The organism is Acinetobacter sp. 10FS3-1 (assembly GCF_013343215.1).
GTDB lineage: Bacteria > Pseudomonadota > Gammaproteobacteria > Pseudomonadales > Moraxellaceae > Acinetobacter > Acinetobacter lwoffii_C.
On sequence record NZ_CP039143.1, the window covers coordinates 937,661 to 957,157 of the forward strand.

17 protein-coding genes and 1 pseudogene are annotated in these 19,497 nt (G+C 43.5%); 13 read left to right on the plus strand and 5 right to left on the minus strand.

The genetic code is table 11. The features are described 5' to 3' along the window. Nucleotides 1-4: 4 nt before the first annotated feature. From odhB to pgaD, 6 genes and pseudogenes are all read left to right on the plus strand, one after another. Complete coding sequence (gene odhB, locus E5Y90_RS04395; protein ID WP_151206428.1) at nt 5-1,219, plus strand: 2-oxoglutarate dehydrogenase complex dihydrolipoyllysine-residue succinyltransferase; 1,215 nt, start codon at nt 5-7, stop codon at nt 1,217-1,219. Between the two features lie 59 nt (nt 1,220-1,278). Then, complete coding sequence (gene lpdA / locus E5Y90_RS04400; RefSeq protein WP_174659515.1) at nt 1,279-2,712, plus strand: dihydrolipoyl dehydrogenase; 1,434 nt, start codon at nt 1,279-1,281, stop codon at nt 2,710-2,712. 177 nt (nt 2,713-2,889) lie between these two features. Beyond that, a complete protein-coding gene (gene sucC, locus E5Y90_RS04405; RefSeq protein WP_174659516.1) occupies nt 2,890-4,056 on the plus strand; it encodes an ADP-forming succinate--CoA ligase subunit beta in 1,167 nt (388 codons plus the stop codon). 12 nt (nt 4,057-4,068) lie between these two features. Further along, on the plus strand, nt 4,069-4,959 hold the full coding sequence (gene sucD / locus E5Y90_RS04410) for a succinate--CoA ligase subunit alpha (protein WP_174659517.1): 891 nt from the start codon (nt 4,069-4,071) through the stop codon (nt 4,957-4,959). Between the two features lie 42 nt (nt 4,960-5,001). Then, nucleotides 5,002-5,520 (plus strand): annotated as a pseudogene (locus E5Y90_RS04415) (poly-beta-1,6 N-acetyl-D-glucosamine synthase); the annotation flags it as partial. After that, nucleotides 5,498-6,058 carry a poly-beta-1,6-N-acetyl-D-glucosamine biosynthesis protein PgaD gene (gene pgaD / locus E5Y90_RS04420; RefSeq protein ID WP_174659518.1) on the plus strand — a complete coding sequence of 187 codons (561 nt, stop codon included), beginning with the start codon at nt 5,498-5,500 and terminating at the stop codon, nt 6,056-6,058. The pseudogene E5Y90_RS04415 and the gene pgaD, both read left to right, overlap by 23 nt. Here pgaD and pgaB read toward each other — a convergent pair. From pgaB to E5Y90_RS04435, 3 genes are all read right to left on the minus strand, one after another. Further along, entirely contained in the window at nt 5,955-7,196 is a 1,242-nt protein-coding gene (gene pgaB / locus E5Y90_RS04425) for a poly-beta-1,6-N-acetyl-D-glucosamine N-deacetylase PgaB (RefSeq protein ID WP_174659519.1), read from the minus strand. The two genes, pgaD and pgaB, sit on opposite strands and share 104 nt — an antisense overlap. Before the next feature lie 334 nt (nt 7,197-7,530). Next, entirely contained in the window at nt 7,531-8,166 is a 636-nt protein-coding gene (locus E5Y90_RS04430; RefSeq protein WP_174659520.1) for a YqiJ family protein, read from the minus strand. 338 nt (nt 8,167-8,504) lie between these two features. Further along, entirely contained in the window at nt 8,505-9,047 is a 543-nt protein-coding gene (locus E5Y90_RS04435) for a hypothetical protein (RefSeq protein ID WP_151206420.1), read from the minus strand. Nucleotides 9,048-9,372: 325 nt separating this feature from the next. On the opposite strand from E5Y90_RS04435, the gene cysD reads away from it, so the two are divergent. The 3 genes from cysD to E5Y90_RS04450 all read left to right on the plus strand — a co-directional run bounded on the left by cysD (nt 9,373) and on the right by E5Y90_RS04450 (nt 12,445). Continuing rightward, a complete protein-coding gene (gene cysD / locus E5Y90_RS04440) occupies nt 9,373-10,287 on the plus strand; it encodes a sulfate adenylyltransferase subunit CysD (RefSeq protein ID WP_151202942.1) in 915 nt (304 codons plus the stop codon). A 122-nt stretch (nt 10,288-10,409) separates the two neighbouring features. Further along, a complete protein-coding gene (gene cysN, locus E5Y90_RS04445) occupies nt 10,410-12,023 on the plus strand; it encodes a sulfate adenylyltransferase subunit CysN (protein WP_174659521.1) in 1,614 nt (537 codons plus the stop codon). Nucleotides 12,024-12,172: 149 nt separating this feature from the next. Then, on the plus strand, nt 12,173-12,445 hold the full coding sequence (locus tag E5Y90_RS04450; RefSeq protein WP_174660553.1) for a hypothetical protein: 273 nt from the start codon (nt 12,173-12,175) through the stop codon (nt 12,443-12,445). A gap of 564 nt (nt 12,446-13,009) precedes the next feature. Here the strand turns inward: E5Y90_RS04450 and E5Y90_RS04455 are convergent. Beyond that, complete coding sequence (locus tag E5Y90_RS04455) at nt 13,010-14,368, minus strand: ATP-binding protein (RefSeq protein WP_174659522.1); 1,359 nt, start codon at nt 14,366-14,368, stop codon at nt 13,010-13,012. Further along, nucleotides 14,368-15,036 (minus strand): response regulator transcription factor, encoded by a 669-nt coding sequence (locus E5Y90_RS04460; protein WP_151202934.1) that lies wholly within the window; start codon nt 15,034-15,036, stop codon nt 14,368-14,370. The genes E5Y90_RS04455 and E5Y90_RS04460 overlap by 1 nt, the downstream gene beginning before the upstream one ends. Before the next feature lie 111 nt (nt 15,037-15,147). On the opposite strand from E5Y90_RS04460, the gene dsbD reads away from it, so the two are divergent. The 4 genes from dsbD to E5Y90_RS04480 all read left to right on the plus strand — a co-directional run bounded on the left by dsbD (nt 15,148) and on the right by E5Y90_RS04480 (nt 19,462). Next, nucleotides 15,148-17,106 carry a protein-disulfide reductase DsbD gene (gene dsbD / locus E5Y90_RS04465; RefSeq protein ID WP_228723984.1) on the plus strand — a complete coding sequence of 653 codons (1,959 nt, stop codon included), beginning with the start codon at nt 15,148-15,150 and terminating at the stop codon, nt 17,104-17,106. Beyond that, on the plus strand, nt 17,103-17,948 hold the full coding sequence (locus E5Y90_RS04470) for a TlpA disulfide reductase family protein (protein WP_174659523.1): 846 nt from the start codon (nt 17,103-17,105) through the stop codon (nt 17,946-17,948). Before dsbD ends, E5Y90_RS04470 begins: the two co-directional genes overlap by 4 nt. A 51-nt stretch (nt 17,949-17,999) precedes the next feature. Beyond that, a complete protein-coding gene (gene dsbG, locus E5Y90_RS04475) occupies nt 18,000-18,716 on the plus strand; it encodes a thiol:disulfide interchange protein DsbG (protein WP_228723985.1) in 717 nt (238 codons plus the stop codon). A gap of 338 nt (nt 18,717-19,054) precedes the next feature. Further along, nucleotides 19,055-19,462 (plus strand): cation efflux protein, CzcI-like, encoded by a 408-nt coding sequence (locus E5Y90_RS04480; protein WP_217485913.1) that lies wholly within the window; start codon nt 19,055-19,057, stop codon nt 19,460-19,462. Nucleotides 19,463-19,497: the final 35 nt, after the last annotated feature.

The following is a 19,497-nucleotide window of genomic DNA, read 5'->3' on the forward strand; positions in this document are numbered from 1 at the left end:
AAGAATGGCAACCGAAATTAAAGCACCGGTATTCCCAGAGTCAGTTGCGGACGGTACGATCGCAACTTGGCACAAACAGCCAGGTGAAGCAGTATCACGTGATGAAGTGATTTGCGATATTGAAACAGATAAAGTTGTTTTAGAAGTTGTTGCTCCTGCAGACGGTACTATTGCATCAATCGTGAAAAACGAAGGTGATACAGTACTTTCAGCTGAAGTGATTGCACAGTTTGAAGAAGGCGCTGTTTCTGGTGCTGCTCAAACTCAGGCAGTTCAGTCTGAAGAGAAAGTTGAACAAGCTGCGGCGAATACTGAAGCAGGTAATTCACCAATTGTTGAGCGTCAGCAAGTACAAGATCAAGCGCCTGCAGTGCGTAAAGCCTTGACTGAAACTGGTATTGCTGCAAGCGATGTAGAAGGTACAGGCCGTGGTGGTCGTATCACTAAAGAAGACGTGGCAAATCACCAGGCGAAGCCAGCTGCTCCTGCTGCTGCACCATTAAGTGTGGCTGTTGGTGAACGTATTGAAAAACGTGTTCCAATGACACGTCTTCGTAAGCGTGTTGCTGAACGTCTACTTGCTGCAACTCAAGAAACAGCAATGTTGACGACGTTCAACGAAGTAAACATGAAACCAATCATGGACATGCGTGCTCAATATAAAGATGCATTCGAAAAACGCCACGGTGCGCGTCTGGGCTTCATGTCATTCTTTGTTAAGGCAGCAACTGAAGCACTTAAACGTTACCCTGCAGTAAACGCGTCTATTGATGGTGAAGACATCGTTTACCATGGTTACTACGACATCGGTGTAGCAGTATCTTCTGACCGTGGTCTAGTGGTTCCTGTACTTCGTGATACCGATCGCATGAACTATGCTGAAGTTGAAAGTGGTATCCGTGCATATGCTGCTAAGGCACGTGACGGTAAACTGGGTATCGAAGATATGACTGGCGGTACATTCACCATTACTAATGGTGGTACTTTCGGTTCATTACTTTCTACGCCAATTTTGAACACACCACAAACAGCAATTCTGGGTATGCACAAAATCCAGGAGCGACCAATGGCGGTGAATGGTCAGGTTGAAATTCTACCAATGATGTACTTGGCACTTTCTTATGACCACCGTCTGATTGATGGTAAGGAAGCAGTAGGCTTCTTGGTAACAATCAAAGAATTGTTAGAAGAGCCAGCTAAACTGATCCTTGACCTTTAATTCTAAAAAATAAAGCATGGGCTTAGGGCGATCCTCTAAGCCCATTTTTGGAGATAAAAATGTCTCAACAATTTGATCTTGTTGTTATTGGCGGCGGCCCTGGTGGTTATGAAGCTGCAATCCGTGCAGCGCAACTTGGCTATAAAGTTGCCTGTATCGAAAAACGTATTCATAAAGGCAAGCCATCTCTAGGTGGTACCTGCTTAAACGTGGGTTGTATCCCATCTAAAGCGTTACTTGATTCTTCTCACCGTTATGAAGATACAGTGCATCACTTAGATGATCACGGTATTACGACTGGTGAAGTGAAATTTGACCTTGCAAAACTTCTTGCTCGTAAAGACAAAATTGTTAACCAATTAACCATGGGTATCGACGGTCTTTTGAAAGGCAACGGTATCGAATGGTTAAAAGGTACGGGTAAATTGCTGGCAGGCAAAAAAGTTGAATTTGTGTCGCACGAAGGTGAAACTCAAATTTTAGAACCGAAGTATGTCATTTTGGCAACCGGTTCTGTGCCGGTCAATATTCCGGTAGCGCCTGTTGATCAAGACCTTATTGTTGACTCGACTGGTGCACTTGAGTTCCAGGAAGTACCTCAGCGTTTGGGCGTGATTGGTGCAGGTGTTATCGGTCTGGAGCTTGGCTCTGTCTGGCGTCGTCTGGGTGCTGAAGTTGTTGTATTTGAAGCAATGGATGCCTTTTTACCAATGGCGGATAAAGCCTTGGCAAAAGACTATCAAAAACTGTTAACTAAACAGGGTCTAGATATCCGTGTTGGCGCGAAAGTGTCTGGCACCGAAGTGAATGGCCGTGAAGTTACAGTTAAATACACACAAGGTGGCGAAGAAAAAACTCAAACTTTCGATAAGTTGATCGTGTGTGTAGGGCGTCGTGCTTATGCTGAAGGCCTGTTGGCTGATGACTGTGGGATCAAACTGACTGAACGTGGTTTAGTTGAAGTAAATGATTGGTGTGCAACTTCTATTGAAGGCGTATACGCAATTGGTGACTTGGTACGTGGTCCAATGCTTGCACATAAAGCCATGGAAGAAGGTGTTATGGCAGTTGAACGTATCCACGGTCATGCTGCACAAGTCAACTACGACACTATCATTTCAGTTATCTATACACACCCTGAAGCGGCGTGGGTAGGTTTAACCGAAGAGCAGGCGAAAGAAAAAGGCCACGAAGTGAAGACTGGCCAATTTGGCTTCGCTGCGAATGGTCGTGCCATGGCGGCAGGTGAAAATGCTGGTTTCGTGAAATTTGTTGCGGATGCCAAAACTGACCGTTTACTGGGTATGCATGTGATTGGGCCGGCTGCGTCTGATATTGTTCACCAAGGTATGATCGCACTTGAGTTTGTATCGAGTGTTGAAGATCTGCAATTGATGACTTTTGGTCACCCCACCTTCTCTGAAGTTGTACATGAAGCAGCTTTAGCAGTGGATGGACGAGCGATTCACGCGATTCAGCGTAAACGTAAGTAATACCAAAAAGAGCGGCTTAAGCCGCTCTTTTTGCATTTGGTGGTTGTTTTTATATGAATAATCATCTAAGAATAAAGATAAGAAACAACATTGAGTTCTAAAACACCAATCTTGATTGTGAATCAAGAAATATGGGTCGATGTATAACAAGTCAAATAAGTAGTAAAAGGTTAATCAATGAATTTACATGAATATCAAGCCAAAGCGTTATTAAAAAAATATGGTATGCCAGTACAGGAAGGCATACTTGCCACTAATGCTGATGAAACCGTACAGGCATTTGAGCAATTAGGTGGAAAGTTTGCAGTCCTCAAGGCCCAAGTTCATGCGGGTGGTCGTGGTAAGGCAGGTGGTGTTAAAGTGGTAAAGTCGGCAGAAGAAGCAGCCGAATATGCTAATCAGATTATTGGCTCAAGTCTGGTGACTTATCAGACGGATGCTAATGGACAGCCGGTAAACAGTATTCTGGTATCAGAAGATGTATATCCCGTTGAGCGTGAGTTGTACTTAGGGGCTGTGGTGGACCGTTCAAGCCGCCGAGTCACTTTTATGGTATCCACCGAAGGTGGTGTTGATATTGAAAAAGTCGCAGAAGAAACCCCGGAAAAAATTATTAAAGTTGAGGTAGATCCGCTGGTTGGTCTATTGCCATTTCAGGCACGTCAAGCCGCTTTTGCACTAAAACTTAAAGATGGGCAAATCAATCAGTTTGTCAAAATTATGAGTGCAGCTTATGACGCATTCATAGAAAATGATTTTGCCCTGTTTGAAATTAACCCGCTATCTGTGCGTGAAAATGGCGATATTCTTTGTGTGGATGCTAAGATTGGTATTGATTCAAATGCTTTATACCGTCTGCCTGAGATTGCAGCACTACGTGATACCTCACAGGAAAATGAGCGTGAATTAAAAGCTTCTGAATTTGATTTGAACTATGTGGCACTAGAGGGCAATATTGGTTGTATGGTCAATGGGGCCGGTCTTGCGATGGCAACCATGGATATTATCAAGCTCTATGGTGGACAGCCGGCTAATTTCCTTGATGTCGGTGGCGGCGCAACCAAAGATCGCGTGATTGAAGCCTTTAAGATTATTTTGGCAGATAGCTCTGTACAAGGAGTATTGATCAATATTTTTGGTGGAATTGTACGTTGTGACATGATTGCTGAAGCAATTATTACAGCAGTTCAGGAAGTGAATGTGACAGTGCCTGTGGTTGTTCGCCTGCAAGGGAACAATGCAGAATTAGGAGCACAATTACTGGATAAATCTGGTTTGAAATTAATTTCTGCAACAGGCCTTGCTGATGCTGCAGAAAAAATCGTTGCTGCTGTGAAAGCTTAAGGGGTATCTAACATGAGCGTATTAGTTAATAAAGACACGAAAGTATTGGTACAGGGCTTCACTGGCAAAAACGGCACATTCCATTCAGAACAAGCGATTGCTTATGGTACCCAAGTGGTGGGCGGGGTAACCCCAGGCAAGGGTGGTCAGACCCATCTGGATCTACCAGTATTTAATACCATGCGTGAGGCGGTTCGTGAAACCAATGCGGATGCTTCTGTCATTTATGTTCCTGCGCCTTTCGTACTGGATTCAATTGTAGAGGCGGTGGATTCTGGTATTGGTTTGATTGTGGTGATCACTGAAGGCGTACCAACACTCGATATGTTAAAGGCTAAGCGTTATCTTGAAACCAATGGCAATGGTACACGCCTGATTGGTCCAAACTGCCCAGGGATTATTACACCTGAAGAATGCAAGATCGGAATTATGCCAGGCCATATTCACCAGAAAGGTAAAATCGGAATTATCTCGCGTTCAGGTACCTTGACCTATGAGGCCGTTGCGCAAACTACGAAGCTAGGTTTGGGGCAGTCAACTTGTATCGGTATTGGAGGTGATCCAATTCCGGGCATGAACCAGATTGATTGCTTAAAACTGTTCCAGGAAGATCCTGAAACTGAAGCCATTATTATGATTGGTGAAATTGGCGGGACTGCTGAGGAAGAAGCAGCAGAATATATCCAGTCGAATGTCACTAAGCCGGTAGTCGGTTATATCGCGGGTGTAACAGCACCAAAAGGCAAGCGTATGGGGCATGCCGGTGCGATCATTTCAGGCGGAAAGGGCACTGCAGAAGAGAAATTTGCAGCTTTTGAACGTGCAGGAATGGCGTATACGCGTAGTCCGGCTGAGCTTGGTTCTACTATGTTGGAAGTATTGAAAGACAAAGGTTTAGTGTAAGTTAAAACTTCTTTAAAAAAATCCCCTAACTGGGGATTTTTTTATCTTCATATGCCTGAAACCTTTAAAGGCTTATGGAAACAACGCCTGCGCTGGGCTCAAGGTGGGATTGAAGTGCTATTGGCATATACTCCAAAAATGTTTAACTGGCGTTTACGCCGTATGTGGCCGGTTGTGATCGAGTCGATGATCAGTATTGTCTGGGCCTATGTCATGTTTGGTATTATATTGCTTTACCTGTATGGGCTATTTTTTCCTTTGCCGGGTGAGTGGGCCATCCAATCACTGGTTCCACAGTGGTATGGAGTAATTCTAGGGGTCACCTGTCTTATTCAGTTTTTTGTCAGTCTGATGATTGATAACCGCTATGACCGTGGCCGTATTTTAAGAAACTATTTTTGGGTCATCTGGTATCCTTTATTTTTCTGGGTTTTGACTATGATGACCACAGTGGTTGCGGTGCCTAAAACATTATTAAAAACTCAAAAACGTGCGCGATGGGTGAGTCCAGATCGTGGCTTTAGAAGGGAGGCCGGAGATGCAAAAAAAGGAAGTATTTAAAGTCGTTACCGACAAAGCATTACTCGATATTCCTGCTTATATTGATCAACCTGAATATGTTCGTAATAAGGCGGTAGGTTATAGCTTATTGGCATGCGGCTGGGTGGTATGGATGTGGTTGTTTATGCCGTTGCTGACCTTGTTCTTTTGGTGGGTGGAAGGCGGTTTGGTCTATGACCAGCTGGTTGTGGCCGAAATGCCCAAAGAATCCTTAAATTTATTTCAGTTGATGGGACTTATCGCGACGTTCATTTCATGTCTATTTCTTTGGGCAGGTTATAACTGGTATCGTTTTCATAATAAGGAAAAGCGATTATCTCCGAAGAACGTCACAACCTCGGATCTGGCTCAAAGTTTCAGTGTAAATGCTTATGATATCAGGCGTTTACAGCAAGCAAAAAATATCACCTTACACTACAGTGAAGAAGGTAAACTTAGGGCTTATGATCTGAGTGATCAGCTGGAAATACCGACTGCAAAGTGGACGCATGTGGATGTTGCTGCACAAAATCGTCAGGATAATAGCCAAAGTGTTTAACACCATGTTGTTTTAGTAACTCCATAGTTTTAGCGAGTTCTTGAGTGGAGATTTTTTGATTATTTCTCCAGTTGACTGCTTGAAGCTCGAAAATCGTACGATCCAAAGTTGGGTCGTATTTTTTTGCCTGAGCAATAAGGTCTAAATAAAATTGCTGGTGATTCGTGCTTTCTTCCATATAGGGCATGGCCATAATTGCATTATAGTCATAATGCGCCAGTGTACTGGCTTGAGATTGACTAAACCATTGTTCACTTTTCGGATTGAGTACAACGGGAGTATACATATTGCGTGCGGTCAGCAGGTGAGGTTGTTGTTTTTTTAAAATCTGGCTAATGCCTGCTGCAAACTGGTCAAGATAAGCAGTTTTGTATTGTGCAAATTTAAACTGTTCAGGATGTTGTGGTTGACCTAAAATAGATAAATCTTTAAATCCCCAAGAGCTATAGATTTTTTTAGCGACTTGAGAGTTATCTTCATAGTCACTGAGGGTAATATCGTCATGATATAAAATGCCGTCGACTGGATTATTCTGAATAAAATCAATAAAAATCTCTGCCACTAAGTTCATATTTTTGGGGTCAAAAGGGCTGATACGAATATAGCCTGAGCCAGCTCCCTGGCTATGAGTCACATACTGAAGAGACTCAGTTTCCGGAAACTCCCAAGCAATCAGCGGAAGCCATGCATAGATCTGTTTAACCTGAGTGTACTGTCTAATTTCGCTAAGAACTGTAGGGAATAAATTATTTCGTGTTGGAATATGCCTGTTTTTAAAATAAACCTGATCTGCCGACCCATTGGCATCCGGATCGGCAAATGCTTGTAAAAATATCGTATTAGGTTGGATTTGCTGGATACGTGCAATCAAAGCTTTAATATTGCGTTGTTGCTGCTCTTTATCAGTATCGAAAACGTAGTCGAGATCAATATGCATAATACGCATTTGATCAATTTTGATCATTTTAGAAGGTGGAAGGTTTTCTGCTTGGTATTTCGCAACAAGCACATTAATTGGATGGTTTTTAATGAAGACCGGTGCCTTGGAGTGAGATAAGGGGTTGCATGCAAATAAAGGCAGAGTTGTTATACACATCAGTAGGGTATTCAATTTTTTTTTATCTAAAAAATAAGACATGAGGCTTACTATAAAAAACAAAATCAGGATAAATACTGTAATAGAAAAAACCTGGCTCTGGGAGAATTTATGTAGTGTTCTGTATTCTTTACTGTTAGAGATGCAGAGGAAAATAAAAATAGCTTGCATAAAGCAAGGGATTAAATAAAAACCGCAAATGAGGGTGCAGAAGGAAACGAGCTACTGCCTTTCGGAACGAGCATATTTTTGCTACTATTTAGTAATAAATCATGCATTTAGAAGACTGGATTTCCTGCCTCACGCCTTGTCTTAACTAAAAATCTTGCGAAATATATCTTTCCAGTTGCAAACGTAGACGAATTGCCAACAGACCCTAATACTCTATGGCCTGGAAGCCATTTTTAGTTTTTTGGGTTAGCACAACTATCTGACCTTGCTGAAGAATATGATTCTGTTCCGGTTCAACCAGTACATAATGCGTATGACCATATGGATCACGCACCTTGGCCTGTGCAGGAGAATTTAGCTTGGCTTCACCTAAAATAATAATGGCTTTGCATCCAAGCAGCTCGTCACTATAGAGGGCTGTGGTTTCTTCTTGAGGAATAACTTTAGTGGCCAGCATTGCCCACCAGCGTACAACAGGCATGCACAGCAACAGACAGGCAGGGGTGATAATCCAAACGTTGAACAACTGATTACTAAAATATTCAAAAATGCCTTGAATCAAGAAGCCGCTCAAACCAAAACAGGTCAGAAAAATAATCAGCCAGATAAAGAAAGGTAACTGGCGAATATAAAGCCAGTCCAATACTTTAAACAATATTCCCGGATTCTGTTCAAATGCAATATCGGCCTGTATGGCGTCATGGGGCCAGAACTGCTCCAGAATATTCTGCGAGCCACCTCCTAGAATCAATAGCACGCACTCCAAAGCTGCAAACATCAGCATCAGGCTTAAGCTGATACTGAATACGATATTTGAAGGATGAGTGAACAGTTCCCACATTGCTATTGTCTCAAATATTTATGGTTATGGTCAAATATATAATGGATAAAAGATAACAGTTATCATTCAAATTGTATCCAATAGATTACATAAAATACTAGAATGAAAATTGAAAAAGGCTAGTATTTAATGTTATGCACTTAAGGAGAGTTAAGCATAGAAAAAGATCAAGCGCAAAGTTTTTAATCATAAATTCATTTTTATAATATTTATTAGACGAATGGACAGATGAAAGTCAAAACAAGAAAATTCAAGCATGAGGGGACGTATAAAAGAGAGAGTAGGGAAAGTGAGTATGATGATCCTAGTCTGGAGGGGAGAAGCGTTTGTAGAAGCACTTAAAGTAGGGCAGTTTGGATGCGAACTTTCATGTCCAGCGCCTGCTGTAAAAGATAAGATTTCATCCATTTCACCTGCTCACCCATCGGATTGGTTTTGACTGCGCTTTCCAAAAACTGAAGTTCAGGCTGATTAAATAACTGTTGCTGCAAAGCCTGTTCCAGTGTCTGGGTATTTGCAGAGAGCGGTAAAGCCACCAGATAAAAGGCTTTAGGGTAATTATAAAAAGCATAGAGCAGGTTAAAGGCCTTTTGATCACCTTTCAGATTACCGGCACCAATTTCATAAGCAGCATTCTGGTTACTGTAGGTAATACCGAGTAGATATTCCCAATGTCCTTCCTGTTGGCGCAAACCAAACTGGATGCCGATCTGGTCTGCCGTCAGTTCATGCTGCAGATAAATATTTAAAGGGCTGCCATCTTCAGTCAATGGTTCCTGTAATACCAAAATAGAGGATTGATGCTGATAAAGATAACCAGCAAGCCGTGCTTTTTCCAGGGAGGCTTTTAAGGTTGCAAGATCGAAAGCATTATAGGGCATATAAAAGAATAAAATTCAGTGGGTAAATTCTTGCAACTCTAGTTTTTTTTCTATCGCTTGTGAACCCCACTTTAGTTGATTTTTCTATTATATTTTTTTAAAAAAACTATAAAAAATATCCTGAGGAGGAGGCTGATGGAATGGTGCTAGTTTAGCTTGAAATTTGGATTCACTAAAATTGATAGTTGATATTAGTGAAGTTTTATATGAGCTTTTGAGATATGAATATCATAAAACAAGCAATCGTTATAAAAAGTTACTCTCTATAATAATTATAAATTTCTATAAAGTGTCATTAAGTACACGTGTAATCCGCAGGTTGTCCATGTCATTAAATGAGGAAAGACTTACTCATCTTAAACAGCTTGAAGCTGAGAGTATTCACATCATTCGCGAAGTTGCTGCCGAGTTTGAAAATCCGGTTATGCTTTACTCAATCGGTAAAGATTCAGCTGTTATGCTGCATTTAGCCCTAAAAGCGTTTTACCCTGCAAAACTTCCATTTCCTCTACTGCATGTAGATACGGGCTGGAAATTTAAAGACATGATCACCTTTCGTGACAACATGGCAAAAACCCATGGTTTTGATTTGATCGTTCATCAAAATAAAGAAGGTCGCGATGCAGGCATCAATCCATTCGATCACGGCAGTTCCAAATATACTGACATCATGAAAACTCAGGGTTTGAAACAGGCACTAGATCAGTATGGTTTTGATGCAGCCTTTGGGGGCGCGCGTCGTGATGAAGAAAAATCACGTGCAAAAGAACGGGTATATTCATTCCGTGACAGCAAACACCGTTGGGACCCGAAAAACCAGCGTCCAGAACTGTGGAATCTGTATAACGGTAAAGTCAACAAGGGCGAAAGTATTCGTGTATTCCCATTGTCGAACTGGACAGAGCTCGACATCTGGCAATATATCTATCTGGAGCAGATTCCAATTGTTCCATTGTATTATGCAGCGAAACGCCCGGTAGTTGAACGTGGTGGCACCTGGATTATGGTAGATGATGAACGCATGCCACTGAAACAAGGCGAAGTTCCAGAAATGAAATCGGTACGTTTCCGTACACTGGGCTGTTATCCCTTAACCGGAGCAGTCGAGTCAGAAGCCGATAGCTTGCCTGAGATTATCCAGGAGATGTTGCTTGCAACCAGCTCTGAACGTCAGGGACGTATGATTGACCATGATGAAGCGGGCTCGATGGAAAAGAAAAAACAGGAAGGCTACTTCTAATTAATCTCCCACCTAACCCTCTTTTGGTGCAAGAGGGGGAATAACCATTCTTTTTATGAAAGAAAGATGGAGGTGCGTGAAGGATTAAAACTGATTTCTAAAGCATTTGTGGAGTTTGAGCCATGTCTCATCAATCAGAACTGATCAGCCAGGATATTCTGGCTTACTTAAAGCAACATGAAAATAAAGACCTGCTGCGTTTCCTGACTTGCGGTAATGTAGATGATGGCAAGTCGACCCTGATCGGTCGTCTGTTATATGATTCAAAGCTGATCTATGAAGATCATCTGCAAGCGGTAACCCGGGATTCAAAAAAAGTTGGTACGACTGGCGATGCACCTGATCTGGCTTTGCTGGTTGATGGCCTGCAAGCTGAGCGTGAGCAGGGCATTACCATTGATGTGGCTTACCGTTATTTCTCGACTGAAAAGCGTAAGTTCATCATCGCGGATACGCCGGGACATGAGCAATATACCCGTAACATGGCGACTGGTGCGTCGACTGCGGATCTGGCGATTATCCTGATTGATGCCCGTTATGGCGTACAGACCCAGACGCGCCGTCATACCTTTATTGCCAGCCTGCTTGGTATTAAGAACATTATTGTTGCCATTAACAAAATGGATCTGGTGGAGTTTTCTGAAGCACGTTTCAACGAGATTCAGGCCGAATACACCAGTTTTGTGAATCAGTTAGGGGATCGCAAACCGGCGAATATCGTATTTACCCCAATTTCGGCCTTGAATGGCGATAACGTGGTGAACAAGTCTGAACACACACCGTGGTATACCGGGCAGACCTTAATGGGGACGCTTGAGTCGGTGGAGGTTTCTCATCAGGCAGACAAACAGGAATTCCGTTTACCTGTACAGTATGTCAATCGTCCAAATCTGGATTTTCGCGGGTTCTGCGGTACAATCGCGCTCGGTGAAATCGCAGTAGGGGATGAGATTGTGGCCTTGCCGTCGGGTAAAAAGTCGACGGTAAAAGAAATTGTGACTTTTGATGGTAACTTGCCACGTGCCTTTGCAGGTCAGGCCATTACTTTGACGCTAAATGACGAGATTGATATTTCTCGTGGCAACATGCTGGTCAAAGCAGGGGATACACCTTTGGCATCACGTTCAGTTCGTGCTTCTGTGGTATGGATGAATGATCAGCCTTTGGTAAAGGGCAAGCTTTATAATGTGAAGCTGGGTACACAAATCGTTCCTGCCAAAGTGGAACAGATTAATTACCGTGTGGACGTGAATACGCTGGAAAAAACTCAGGTAGAGCAGCTTAATCTGAATACGATTGCCGATGTCGTCATCGAGTTTGATGCGCCTGTGGTCTTTGACCGTTATCAGGACAGTCGCCATACCGGTTCGTTTATCTTTATTGACCGCTTAAGCAACGTAACTGTCGGTGCCGGCATGGTTGAGGAAGCGGTTGAATGGGTAGTTCATACCAATCCTGTTACTGCCGAAGATCGTGCTGCACGTTTAGGTCAGAAGCCTGCGATAGTATCTGTATCCGCCCAAGCACTGGAAAGTGCGCAAGCCCTAGAAAGCCTGTTAATTCAACAAGGTGTGGTGGCTATTGCCAAATCAGGTTTAACCGCAGAGCAGGTTGCGCTGCTTCGTGAAACGGGTGTGGTGGTTATAACTGAAGTGAGCGAAGACGCTGATGTGACTTATGTTCAAGAAGCGGTTGAAGAACTGGCTGAAAAAATTGTGGAATTGGTTCGTCTATAAGACAGGACTGTTTTGAGAAACAACCCGCTAATATATGGCGGGTTTTTTATGGTTTCAAAGATGACTTTAATGAATTAAAGAAATACTTAAAAGTCAATAATTCACATAAGTATTCACTCTGTATAGAATCTGTCTAAGAGGTGAATATGATGAAAAAAATTCTAGTTTTATTAGGACTATGTTTGGCTTTTGGGGCGGAAGCCAAACAAAATGGACAAAGTACTGAAGCGATTAAGCAAAAAATGATTCAGCAATCGATTGAAAGTTATCCAGGAAATTGTCCTTGTCCATACAATACTGCAAAAAATGGGAGTCGATGCGGTAAGCTTAGTGCTTATAACCGGGCGGGTGGGTATAAGCCGCTTTGTTATCCAGAAGATATCAGCGATCAGATGGTGAGAGCATATAAAGGCCGTGCTTAGAGCCTATAAAAATAGCAATCACAGATTAGGTTAGATGTTTGAGGGGAAACCGATTCTAAAAGTCATTTTATCTGTGCTTAAACTCTTAGTGCCTTGACCATACCTATAATTAAAACCGGCTTTAGTGAGGTGAAAAGACTATACCCAGAATATCATCGTGTTGGTTTGTCATATACAGGCATTCTATTCGCGCCGTGTTGTGATGTCAGGCATGGATTTTGGATGGTGCTAAGTGTTTTTTTTAAGTCAGAACACGCCAGGCACTTCTGATGCAGATTATGATAAGAAAAATAAACAGATATAGAAGAAACTCACTGGTTATCGAGGTCGTCTGGTGAAGTCTGTAGTAATGGATAAGAAAGAGCAGAAGTATGATGCTAAGAAGATAAAGCATTAGGCTTTTTAATATTAATTGCTATAAGCGGCATATTAAGTACGGGCGTGGAAAAATGCAAAAATAGTCTTGCTGATCAGTTTCTCGCTGCTCATCTTCAGGATGAATGTGTACTTCATTATGTCTGCAATTGATCAGGCCTAAATCCTGAGTTTTTTCTGATCAGGTATTTAGTCAGACAATGGACTTAATTTAACCATTAAACCATGTGGCTGAGCAGCCTGAAATTCCAGATGGTAATGATATTTTCTTAAGAGCGTTTTAACCAAAGACAGACCTAAGCCATGACCGGGCTGCTGGGAAGATTTACGCCAGAAACGCTGTCCCAGATTCTCCATTTCAGTTTGATCCAATATGCTGCCATTATCTTGAAAAATCATAGATTTATCTTGCATAGATATAGAAATAACATCGGCATGTGCATGCAGAGCCGCATTCTCCATCAGGTTTTTTAAAACCGTATATAAGGCAAAGTCTGGCAGCTGAATGCTGGTCAGGCTTTCCCAGTCGATATTTAGGCTTGTCTGAAGCGCAGGATAAGCTGGTTGCAGGTCTTGAATAACTTGTCTTAATACGCTTGCTACTTCTGTTGAGCCTAATTCTTCTATTTTATTGTGTTCTAGAGAAGAAAGCGTTAAAAGCTGCTCCAGAAGCTCGGCATATCTGCGGATACTGGTATCGGCCTGCTGTAAATTTTGCTGTAACTTGGGCGATGCCTCGTGCTGTGCCATCAACTGGGCCAGCTGGACGTGGGTTTTAATGGCAGTTAAAGGACTGCGTAATTCATGGGCGGCATAGGCCGTAAAGACTTTTTCATTTTCCAGACTATGATGCAGCTTTTGAATCAGTTGTGTTGAATTGTCGACGAAAGGCTGCACTTCATGCGGAATATGTCTAGGGTCAAGATCGGTTAAATATTGGGTTGCCGCCGTCAGGGTTAAATTCTTTCGACTTAAATGCTGGGCGATGTCATCCAGGCTTTTAAATTCCCTGCGAATAATCAGTACAATCAGGATGGTACAGATCAATAAGGAAAGCATCAGGGGAATAAGTACGGATCGTAAAATCTGCTGTAACAAGGATTCACGCAGGAACATGCGCTCAGCGGCGACAATCTGTATATCACCTTTACGCAGTACATAGCTGCGCCATTCAATGCCGCCAGATTGCCAGGTGCTGAATCCAGACGGCTGTTGGCTCAGGTTGGCAGGCGCTCCCCGGGTTTTGGCCAAAACCTGCTGGCCCACTGAAATATCCGAGCTGAACAGAGACACTTCACAGGCAATCAGGTTTTCAGCATCTGCCGATTTATTGGGTTGCTGTATCAGTTCATGATGAATGGCTTGCACGGGAAGTTGTTGAATCAGGCGCGCCACCATATGCGCCGATGCAGAAAGGCGTTGATCCAGCGTCTCTTGCAGGCGTTTTTGCAGGTCAATGTACAGCCAGGCAAAAACGATACTCCATAAACACAAAAAGACCAGTAATAAGCTGATGACCAGACGCCATTTCAAACTGTAGCTACGCATCAGCTTTCCCCGGGAGCTTTAAACATATAACCCACACCACGGATGGTCTGGATAAAATCAGCATTTAATTTTTGACGCAGATGGTAAATATGCACATTTAAGGCATTGCTCTCAATACTGTCCTGATAACCATAGAGTTTATCCAGTAGCTGCTCATTTTTCAGAATCTGGTTGGGATGACTCATCAGGGTCTCCAGTAAACTGTATTCACGTCTGGACAGCTGAATGGCCTGCTGCTGATAGAACACTTCCTGGGTATCGCGATTCAAGCTGAGGTCTGCAAACTGCAAGATATTCGATGAAAAGCCCCGATGGCGCCGGCTAAGGGCATGGATACGGGCAATCAGTTCATCCAGCTCAAAAGGCTTGGTTAGATAGTCATCAGCACCCAGGTTTAAGGCTTCTACACATTGCTGAGTATGTAAACGTGCTGTCAGCACGAGCACAGGTAGATGAATCTGGTCCTGGCGCCACTGTTTTAGTAACTCCAGGCCATCCTGATCCGGCAGTCCCAAGTCGAGCAGACACAGATCTACGGCGCTATGGCGGACAAAATAATCCGCTGTACGTGCTGTACTGACATGCTCTACAGAAATATTTAAAAAATCCAGAGCTGCACAAATACTCTGCGCAATATAGGGATCATCTTCTACCAGGACGACGAACATACTCTTTCCTTCCGATACTGTGTCTATTTTATAAATGATTCTGCCTGTTAATGCTCCCTTAATTTTAGATTCCTGATAATGGCCGTGATGAAATGAAACGAGATAGGGATGATGGCTTGGATTTGCAGAGTATTTTGGATCATGGTGTGCATAGGACTAAATAATGCCTATGCTGACTATCTGCCGCCTGATCAAGCTTTTCAGTTCCAGGCGGTATCGACCAGCCAGGATAAAGCCGAACTTACCTGGAAGATTGCGGATGGTTATTATCTTTATCATGATCAGTTGAAAGTCAGTCAGGGGCAAACACCGCTCAAATTGGATTTGCCGGCACCTCAAGATAAGGATGATCCCAATTTTGGTCTGACTCCAGTACATTATGGGCAAGTCAAAACACAGATTAAAGTGCAGCCCCAGCAAACGCTGAGTATTCAGTGGCAAGGTTGTGCAGAAAGCGGCTTATGTTATCCGGTACAACGCAGCACGATTCAAACTGATGCTGAAGGATTGTTGCCGGCCCAGAGAATCACTGAAACCAAAAAGCTGTTAAATCTGGACTCTACTGCTAATGCTGTATTGCAACCTGAACCAGTCGCTGAACCGGGACTGGCTCAAGAAAAAAAACCAGCGCCAGCAGTAGAAAATTTAAGTAATAAAGATATCGAAGAAATATCTGAAATTCCGGTCTTGCTACCGCAGACTGAACCAGTCGCTGATAAAACGCTGACACCGGCCGCAAGTGAAATCAGCCCTCAGACAGAACTTCAGACACAGTCTGATCAGGCCACAAGCCCTATGCAATCTCAATGGAATAATGACCAGTTCTTTTTTAGCCTGCTTTCGAGTCAGAATCTGTTGATTAATTTACTGGTGTTTTTAGGGCTCGGCATCCTGTTGGCTTTTCTACCCTGTTCCTTGCCTCTGATTCCTATTCTTTCGGGAATTCTGGTTCAGCGTAAAACCGGTTACCGGGCGGCATTGATTGCAGGCGCTTTTGTTGTAGGTATGGCAATTGTCTATGCGTTGATGGGACTGGCAGTGGCGCAATTAGGTTATAGCTTCCAGCGGTGGTTCCAAAGTCCAGCATTCATTGGCTTTTTTGCTCTTCTCTTTGTTCTGTTTGCCTTTAACCTGTTCGGGGCATTTCAACTGTCCTTGCCACAGGGTCTGCTACAGCGTCTGGACCAGTGGCAGCAGCGTCAAAAGGGCGGCACATTGTTCGGTGCCTTCTTGATGGGCGTGATCGCGGCCTTGATTGTAGGCCCTTGTATGAGTGCGCCGTTGGCCGGAGCCCTGTTATTTGTTTCTCAGTTGAATCAGCCTGTGATGGGCGCCAGCTATTTATTTGTGCTTGGCCTGGGTCTTGGCTTGCCGATATTTATTGCTTCAGTATTTGGGGCAAAATATTTACCTAAACCCGGTGTATGGATGGATCGTCTTAAATTCAGCTTTGGTTTTGTGATGCTGGCTCTGGCGATTTATTTTATACGCCCCTTCATTCCGGGAGTGGTGTATTTCAGCCTGTTGGGCTTGACCCTGTTATTACTTGCAGGCTATTGCCTGCTGAAAATGCTGCCTCATTTATCACGGGCAATTCCGAAAACCATAGTGGCCGTGTTAAGTCTTCTGTTTGCTGCCGGAGGTATTTGGCAGCTTAACCAGGCTGTTGCCCAGCTTAATATCACTCAGGCAGAACGCGTACTGGAATGGCAGAAGGTAAGCACGGCAGAGGAACTGAGCCGCGTACTTGTCCAGTCTCAAGGACAAGCTGTCATTATTGATGTCTATGCCGACTGGTGCGTAGCCTGTCAGCCTATTGAGCATGAAGTGCTACCGCGTGAAGATGTACAGAGGGCGCTGCAGGATATTGTGAGGATTAAGCTGGATCTTACTCATTATCATCCAAGTCAGGATGACGTATTAAAACAGTGGCAGATTCTGGGGCCGCCGACCATGATCATGCTGGATGCTTCGCAGCAGGAGCAGCGCAGACTTCGACTGACCGGCACATTTAGTGCAGAGCAGCTACTGACACGATTAAAACAGCTTCAGGCAGGAGGACAGCCATGATTTCTTCTGAAGCCTTACATCTTGGTCCGTTGATGTTGCCTTGGACACTGATCATTCTTTTAGTCGCCCTACTTGGAGTGTCGATTGTCGCTCATCTGGTTAGCCGGAAACTGAATTGGGACCCAGCGATCTTTCAGGTGTTTCAGGACTCCCTATGGACCAGTGTGTTGATCGGGCTGATCGGAGCACGAATGGTTTTTATCATGCTGCATTGGGATGCGTATTCTACTTCCATGATCGACATCTTTAAAATTCAGGACAAGGGATTTCATTTAATTGGCGGTGCTCTCTTCGGATTGGGTTGGTTTTTCTGGAAAAATAAAGGTTTGGCTTATACCTCAAGGCTTAGCTTTATCTTTATTTTTACGCTGCTTTTAGGTACAGGTATAGCGCTGCAAGCCAGTGTGAAACAGGAAACACATTTCCCAGATTTAAGCTTTTCTTCTTTGAATCAAACAGGTGAGGCAGCAGAGCAGATCGCACTCCAGCAGTTCGCCGGACAGCCTACGGTGATTAATATGTGGGCCAGCTGGTGTCCGCCGTGTCATCGAGAAATGCCGGTTTTACAGCAGGCCCATGATCAATATCCTGACATTCATTTCATCATGCTGAATCAGGGTGAAGATGGCGTCACAGTCCGAGATTATTTAAAACGTTATCAGCTTGATTTTAAAAATGTATTACTTGATCCATATGGCGAGCTGCCTCAACAGCTGAATATGTTCGGCTTACCGAGTACCTTGTTCTTTAATGCACAGGGCCAGCTGGTAGAACGGCATATGGGGGAGTTAAGTCCTGCAATGTTGCAGCACTATTTAAGCAAAATTTCTCTACAACCTTAACTTGACCGGGTGAATTTTATGATGAGACTGACACAACGTACGTTTATTTTTATGTTGCTCGCAGGCAGTACGGCCTTTGCTTCAGCCGCGACAGACCTTAAAACACAGATTACGCAGGAAGGCTTTCAGTTTGTGAAGCAAATTCCTGCACCCAGCGGTATGACCGGTTGGGTCGGGCATAGCAATCAGCATCCTGGAACGGTATTTATTTCTAATGACCAGAAATATTACATCCAGGGTGACTTATATAATGCCAAAGGAGAAAACCTGTCGATTGAAGCCATGAATCAACATGCCAAACAGGCGGTTCTGGATGATGTATGGAAGACTCTGGAAAAAGCCACCTGGATTCAGGATGGGCAAAAAACAGCGCCACGTATTGTCTATGTATTTTCAGATCCTAATTGTCCTTATTGTTATCAACTTTGGCGAGAGGCACGTCCATGGGTTCAATCCGGCAAAGTCCAGTTACGTCATATCCAGGTCGGGGTAATCCGTGAAGAAAGTCGGGCTCAGATTGCCACCTTGTTGAAGTCCAAAGATCCGGCCGCCGTGTTTGCCAAGATGAATACGGATAAAGCCAAGAATCGCTTGAAACCGGCGAGCAGCATTCCTAAAGAGATTGCAGAAAAAATTGACTTCAATGAAGGCTTGATGGAGAAATATGGGTTTTTCTCAACGCCGTCTATGGTCTGGCGCGATAGTAAAGGAGAGTTTAAATCTGCCCAAGGCATGCCGCGTGATTTAAAAGAAATCTTTGAGAAATAAAGTCCTCAATCGAAACTGTCAGTAGCGAGGTGCTGGATCAGTGTGAGCAAGATAAGGGCTATTTCGGTTTGAAATTTCAGAGCAGGTAAACTACAAAAATCCAGGATTGAGCCTGATCAACCTGGATGATTGACAGGTCTGATGGAGCTTTGAACAGGCAGTATCAGTCCGCTCCAGAGCTGGCTTGTTTATAATCCAGCCGGTATAAAACTATTCAGCCAATCCGGGTATCTAGGTGAGTTAAGCTACTTATTCTATCTAAATTGAATGGAGTAAAGTCTTGATAGACAGAGGATAGGCTCTATAATGGCAGATGAATCGCTTTATCTGGCTTTCTTATGCGTCTTGCAACATGGATTACGGTCTTGGTTGGATTGTTCATGTTCCAAAGTCTTTGGAATGTGGCAGCAGCCTTTTGTGCCCATGAAGAACAGGCATCGCTACAGCGTTATCATTTCGGTCACCATCAAAATACTTTGTGTACCAGTGATAACCGACAACCTTCGTATCATTCGCAGCTAGATCATTTAAAGCAAATCGGGAACGATTTTGAACTGGGTGAAGATCATCAGGATCATTTACCGTCGATGACACATTTATTGGTGCAAGATGCAAAAGTTATGATTGTTTTGCCCGTGTTCGAGACTCAGGTAATTCCAGAGTTTTATTGGAAAAACAGCTATCAGGCACCGGACCTTTTTCAGCAAAGCCCGCCTCCCGAATTTTCCCCGCTAAAGGTGGGGTAGCCTAAAATATTCCCACCACTGTTATTATTTCAATA

Excerpts from the sequence above, each read along its gene's own strand:
- odhB (WP_151206428.1), top strand. The coding sequence starts at position 5 with ATGGCAACCGAAATTAAAGCACCGGTATTCCCAGAGTCAGTTGCGGAC.
- lpdA (WP_174659515.1), top strand. The coding sequence starts at position 1,279 with ATGTCTCAACAATTTGATCTTGTTGTTATTGGCGGCGGCCCTGGTGGT.
- sucC (WP_174659516.1), top strand. The coding sequence starts at position 2,890 with ATGAATTTACATGAATATCAAGCCAAAGCGTTATTAAAAAAATATGGT.
- sucD (WP_174659517.1), top strand. The coding sequence starts at position 4,069 with ATGAGCGTATTAGTTAATAAAGACACGAAAGTATTGGTACAGGGCTTC.
- pgaD (WP_174659518.1), top strand. The coding sequence starts at position 5,498 with ATGCAAAAAAAGGAAGTATTTAAAGTCGTTACCGACAAAGCATTACTC.
- pgaB (WP_174659519.1), bottom strand. The coding sequence starts at position 7,196 with ATGTCTTATTTTTTAGATAAAAAAAAATTGAATACCCTACTGATGTGT.
- E5Y90_RS04430 (WP_174659520.1), bottom strand. The coding sequence starts at position 8,166 with ATGTGGGAACTGTTCACTCATCCTTCAAATATCGTATTCAGTATCAGC.
- E5Y90_RS04435 (WP_151206420.1), bottom strand. The coding sequence starts at position 9,047 with ATGCCCTATAATGCTTTCGATCTTGCAACCTTAAAAGCCTCCCTGGAA.
- cysD (WP_151202942.1), top strand. The coding sequence starts at position 9,373 with ATGTCATTAAATGAGGAAAGACTTACTCATCTTAAACAGCTTGAAGCT.
- cysN (WP_174659521.1), top strand. The coding sequence starts at position 10,410 with ATGTCTCATCAATCAGAACTGATCAGCCAGGATATTCTGGCTTACTTA.
- E5Y90_RS04450 (WP_174660553.1), top strand. The coding sequence starts at position 12,173 with ATGAAAAAAATTCTAGTTTTATTAGGACTATGTTTGGCTTTTGGGGCG.
- E5Y90_RS04455 (WP_174659522.1), bottom strand. The coding sequence starts at position 14,368 with ATGCGTAGCTACAGTTTGAAATGGCGTCTGGTCATCAGCTTATTACTG.
- E5Y90_RS04460 (WP_151202934.1), bottom strand. The coding sequence starts at position 15,036 with ATGTTCGTCGTCCTGGTAGAAGATGATCCCTATATTGCGCAGAGTATT.
- dsbD (WP_228723984.1), top strand. The coding sequence starts at position 15,148 with ATGGCTTGGATTTGCAGAGTATTTTGGATCATGGTGTGCATAGGACTA.
- E5Y90_RS04470 (WP_174659523.1), top strand. The coding sequence starts at position 17,103 with ATGATTTCTTCTGAAGCCTTACATCTTGGTCCGTTGATGTTGCCTTGG.
- dsbG (WP_228723985.1), top strand. The coding sequence starts at position 18,000 with ATGTTGCTCGCAGGCAGTACGGCCTTTGCTTCAGCCGCGACAGACCTT.
- E5Y90_RS04480 (WP_217485913.1), top strand. The coding sequence starts at position 19,055 with ATGCGTCTTGCAACATGGATTACGGTCTTGGTTGGATTGTTCATGTTC.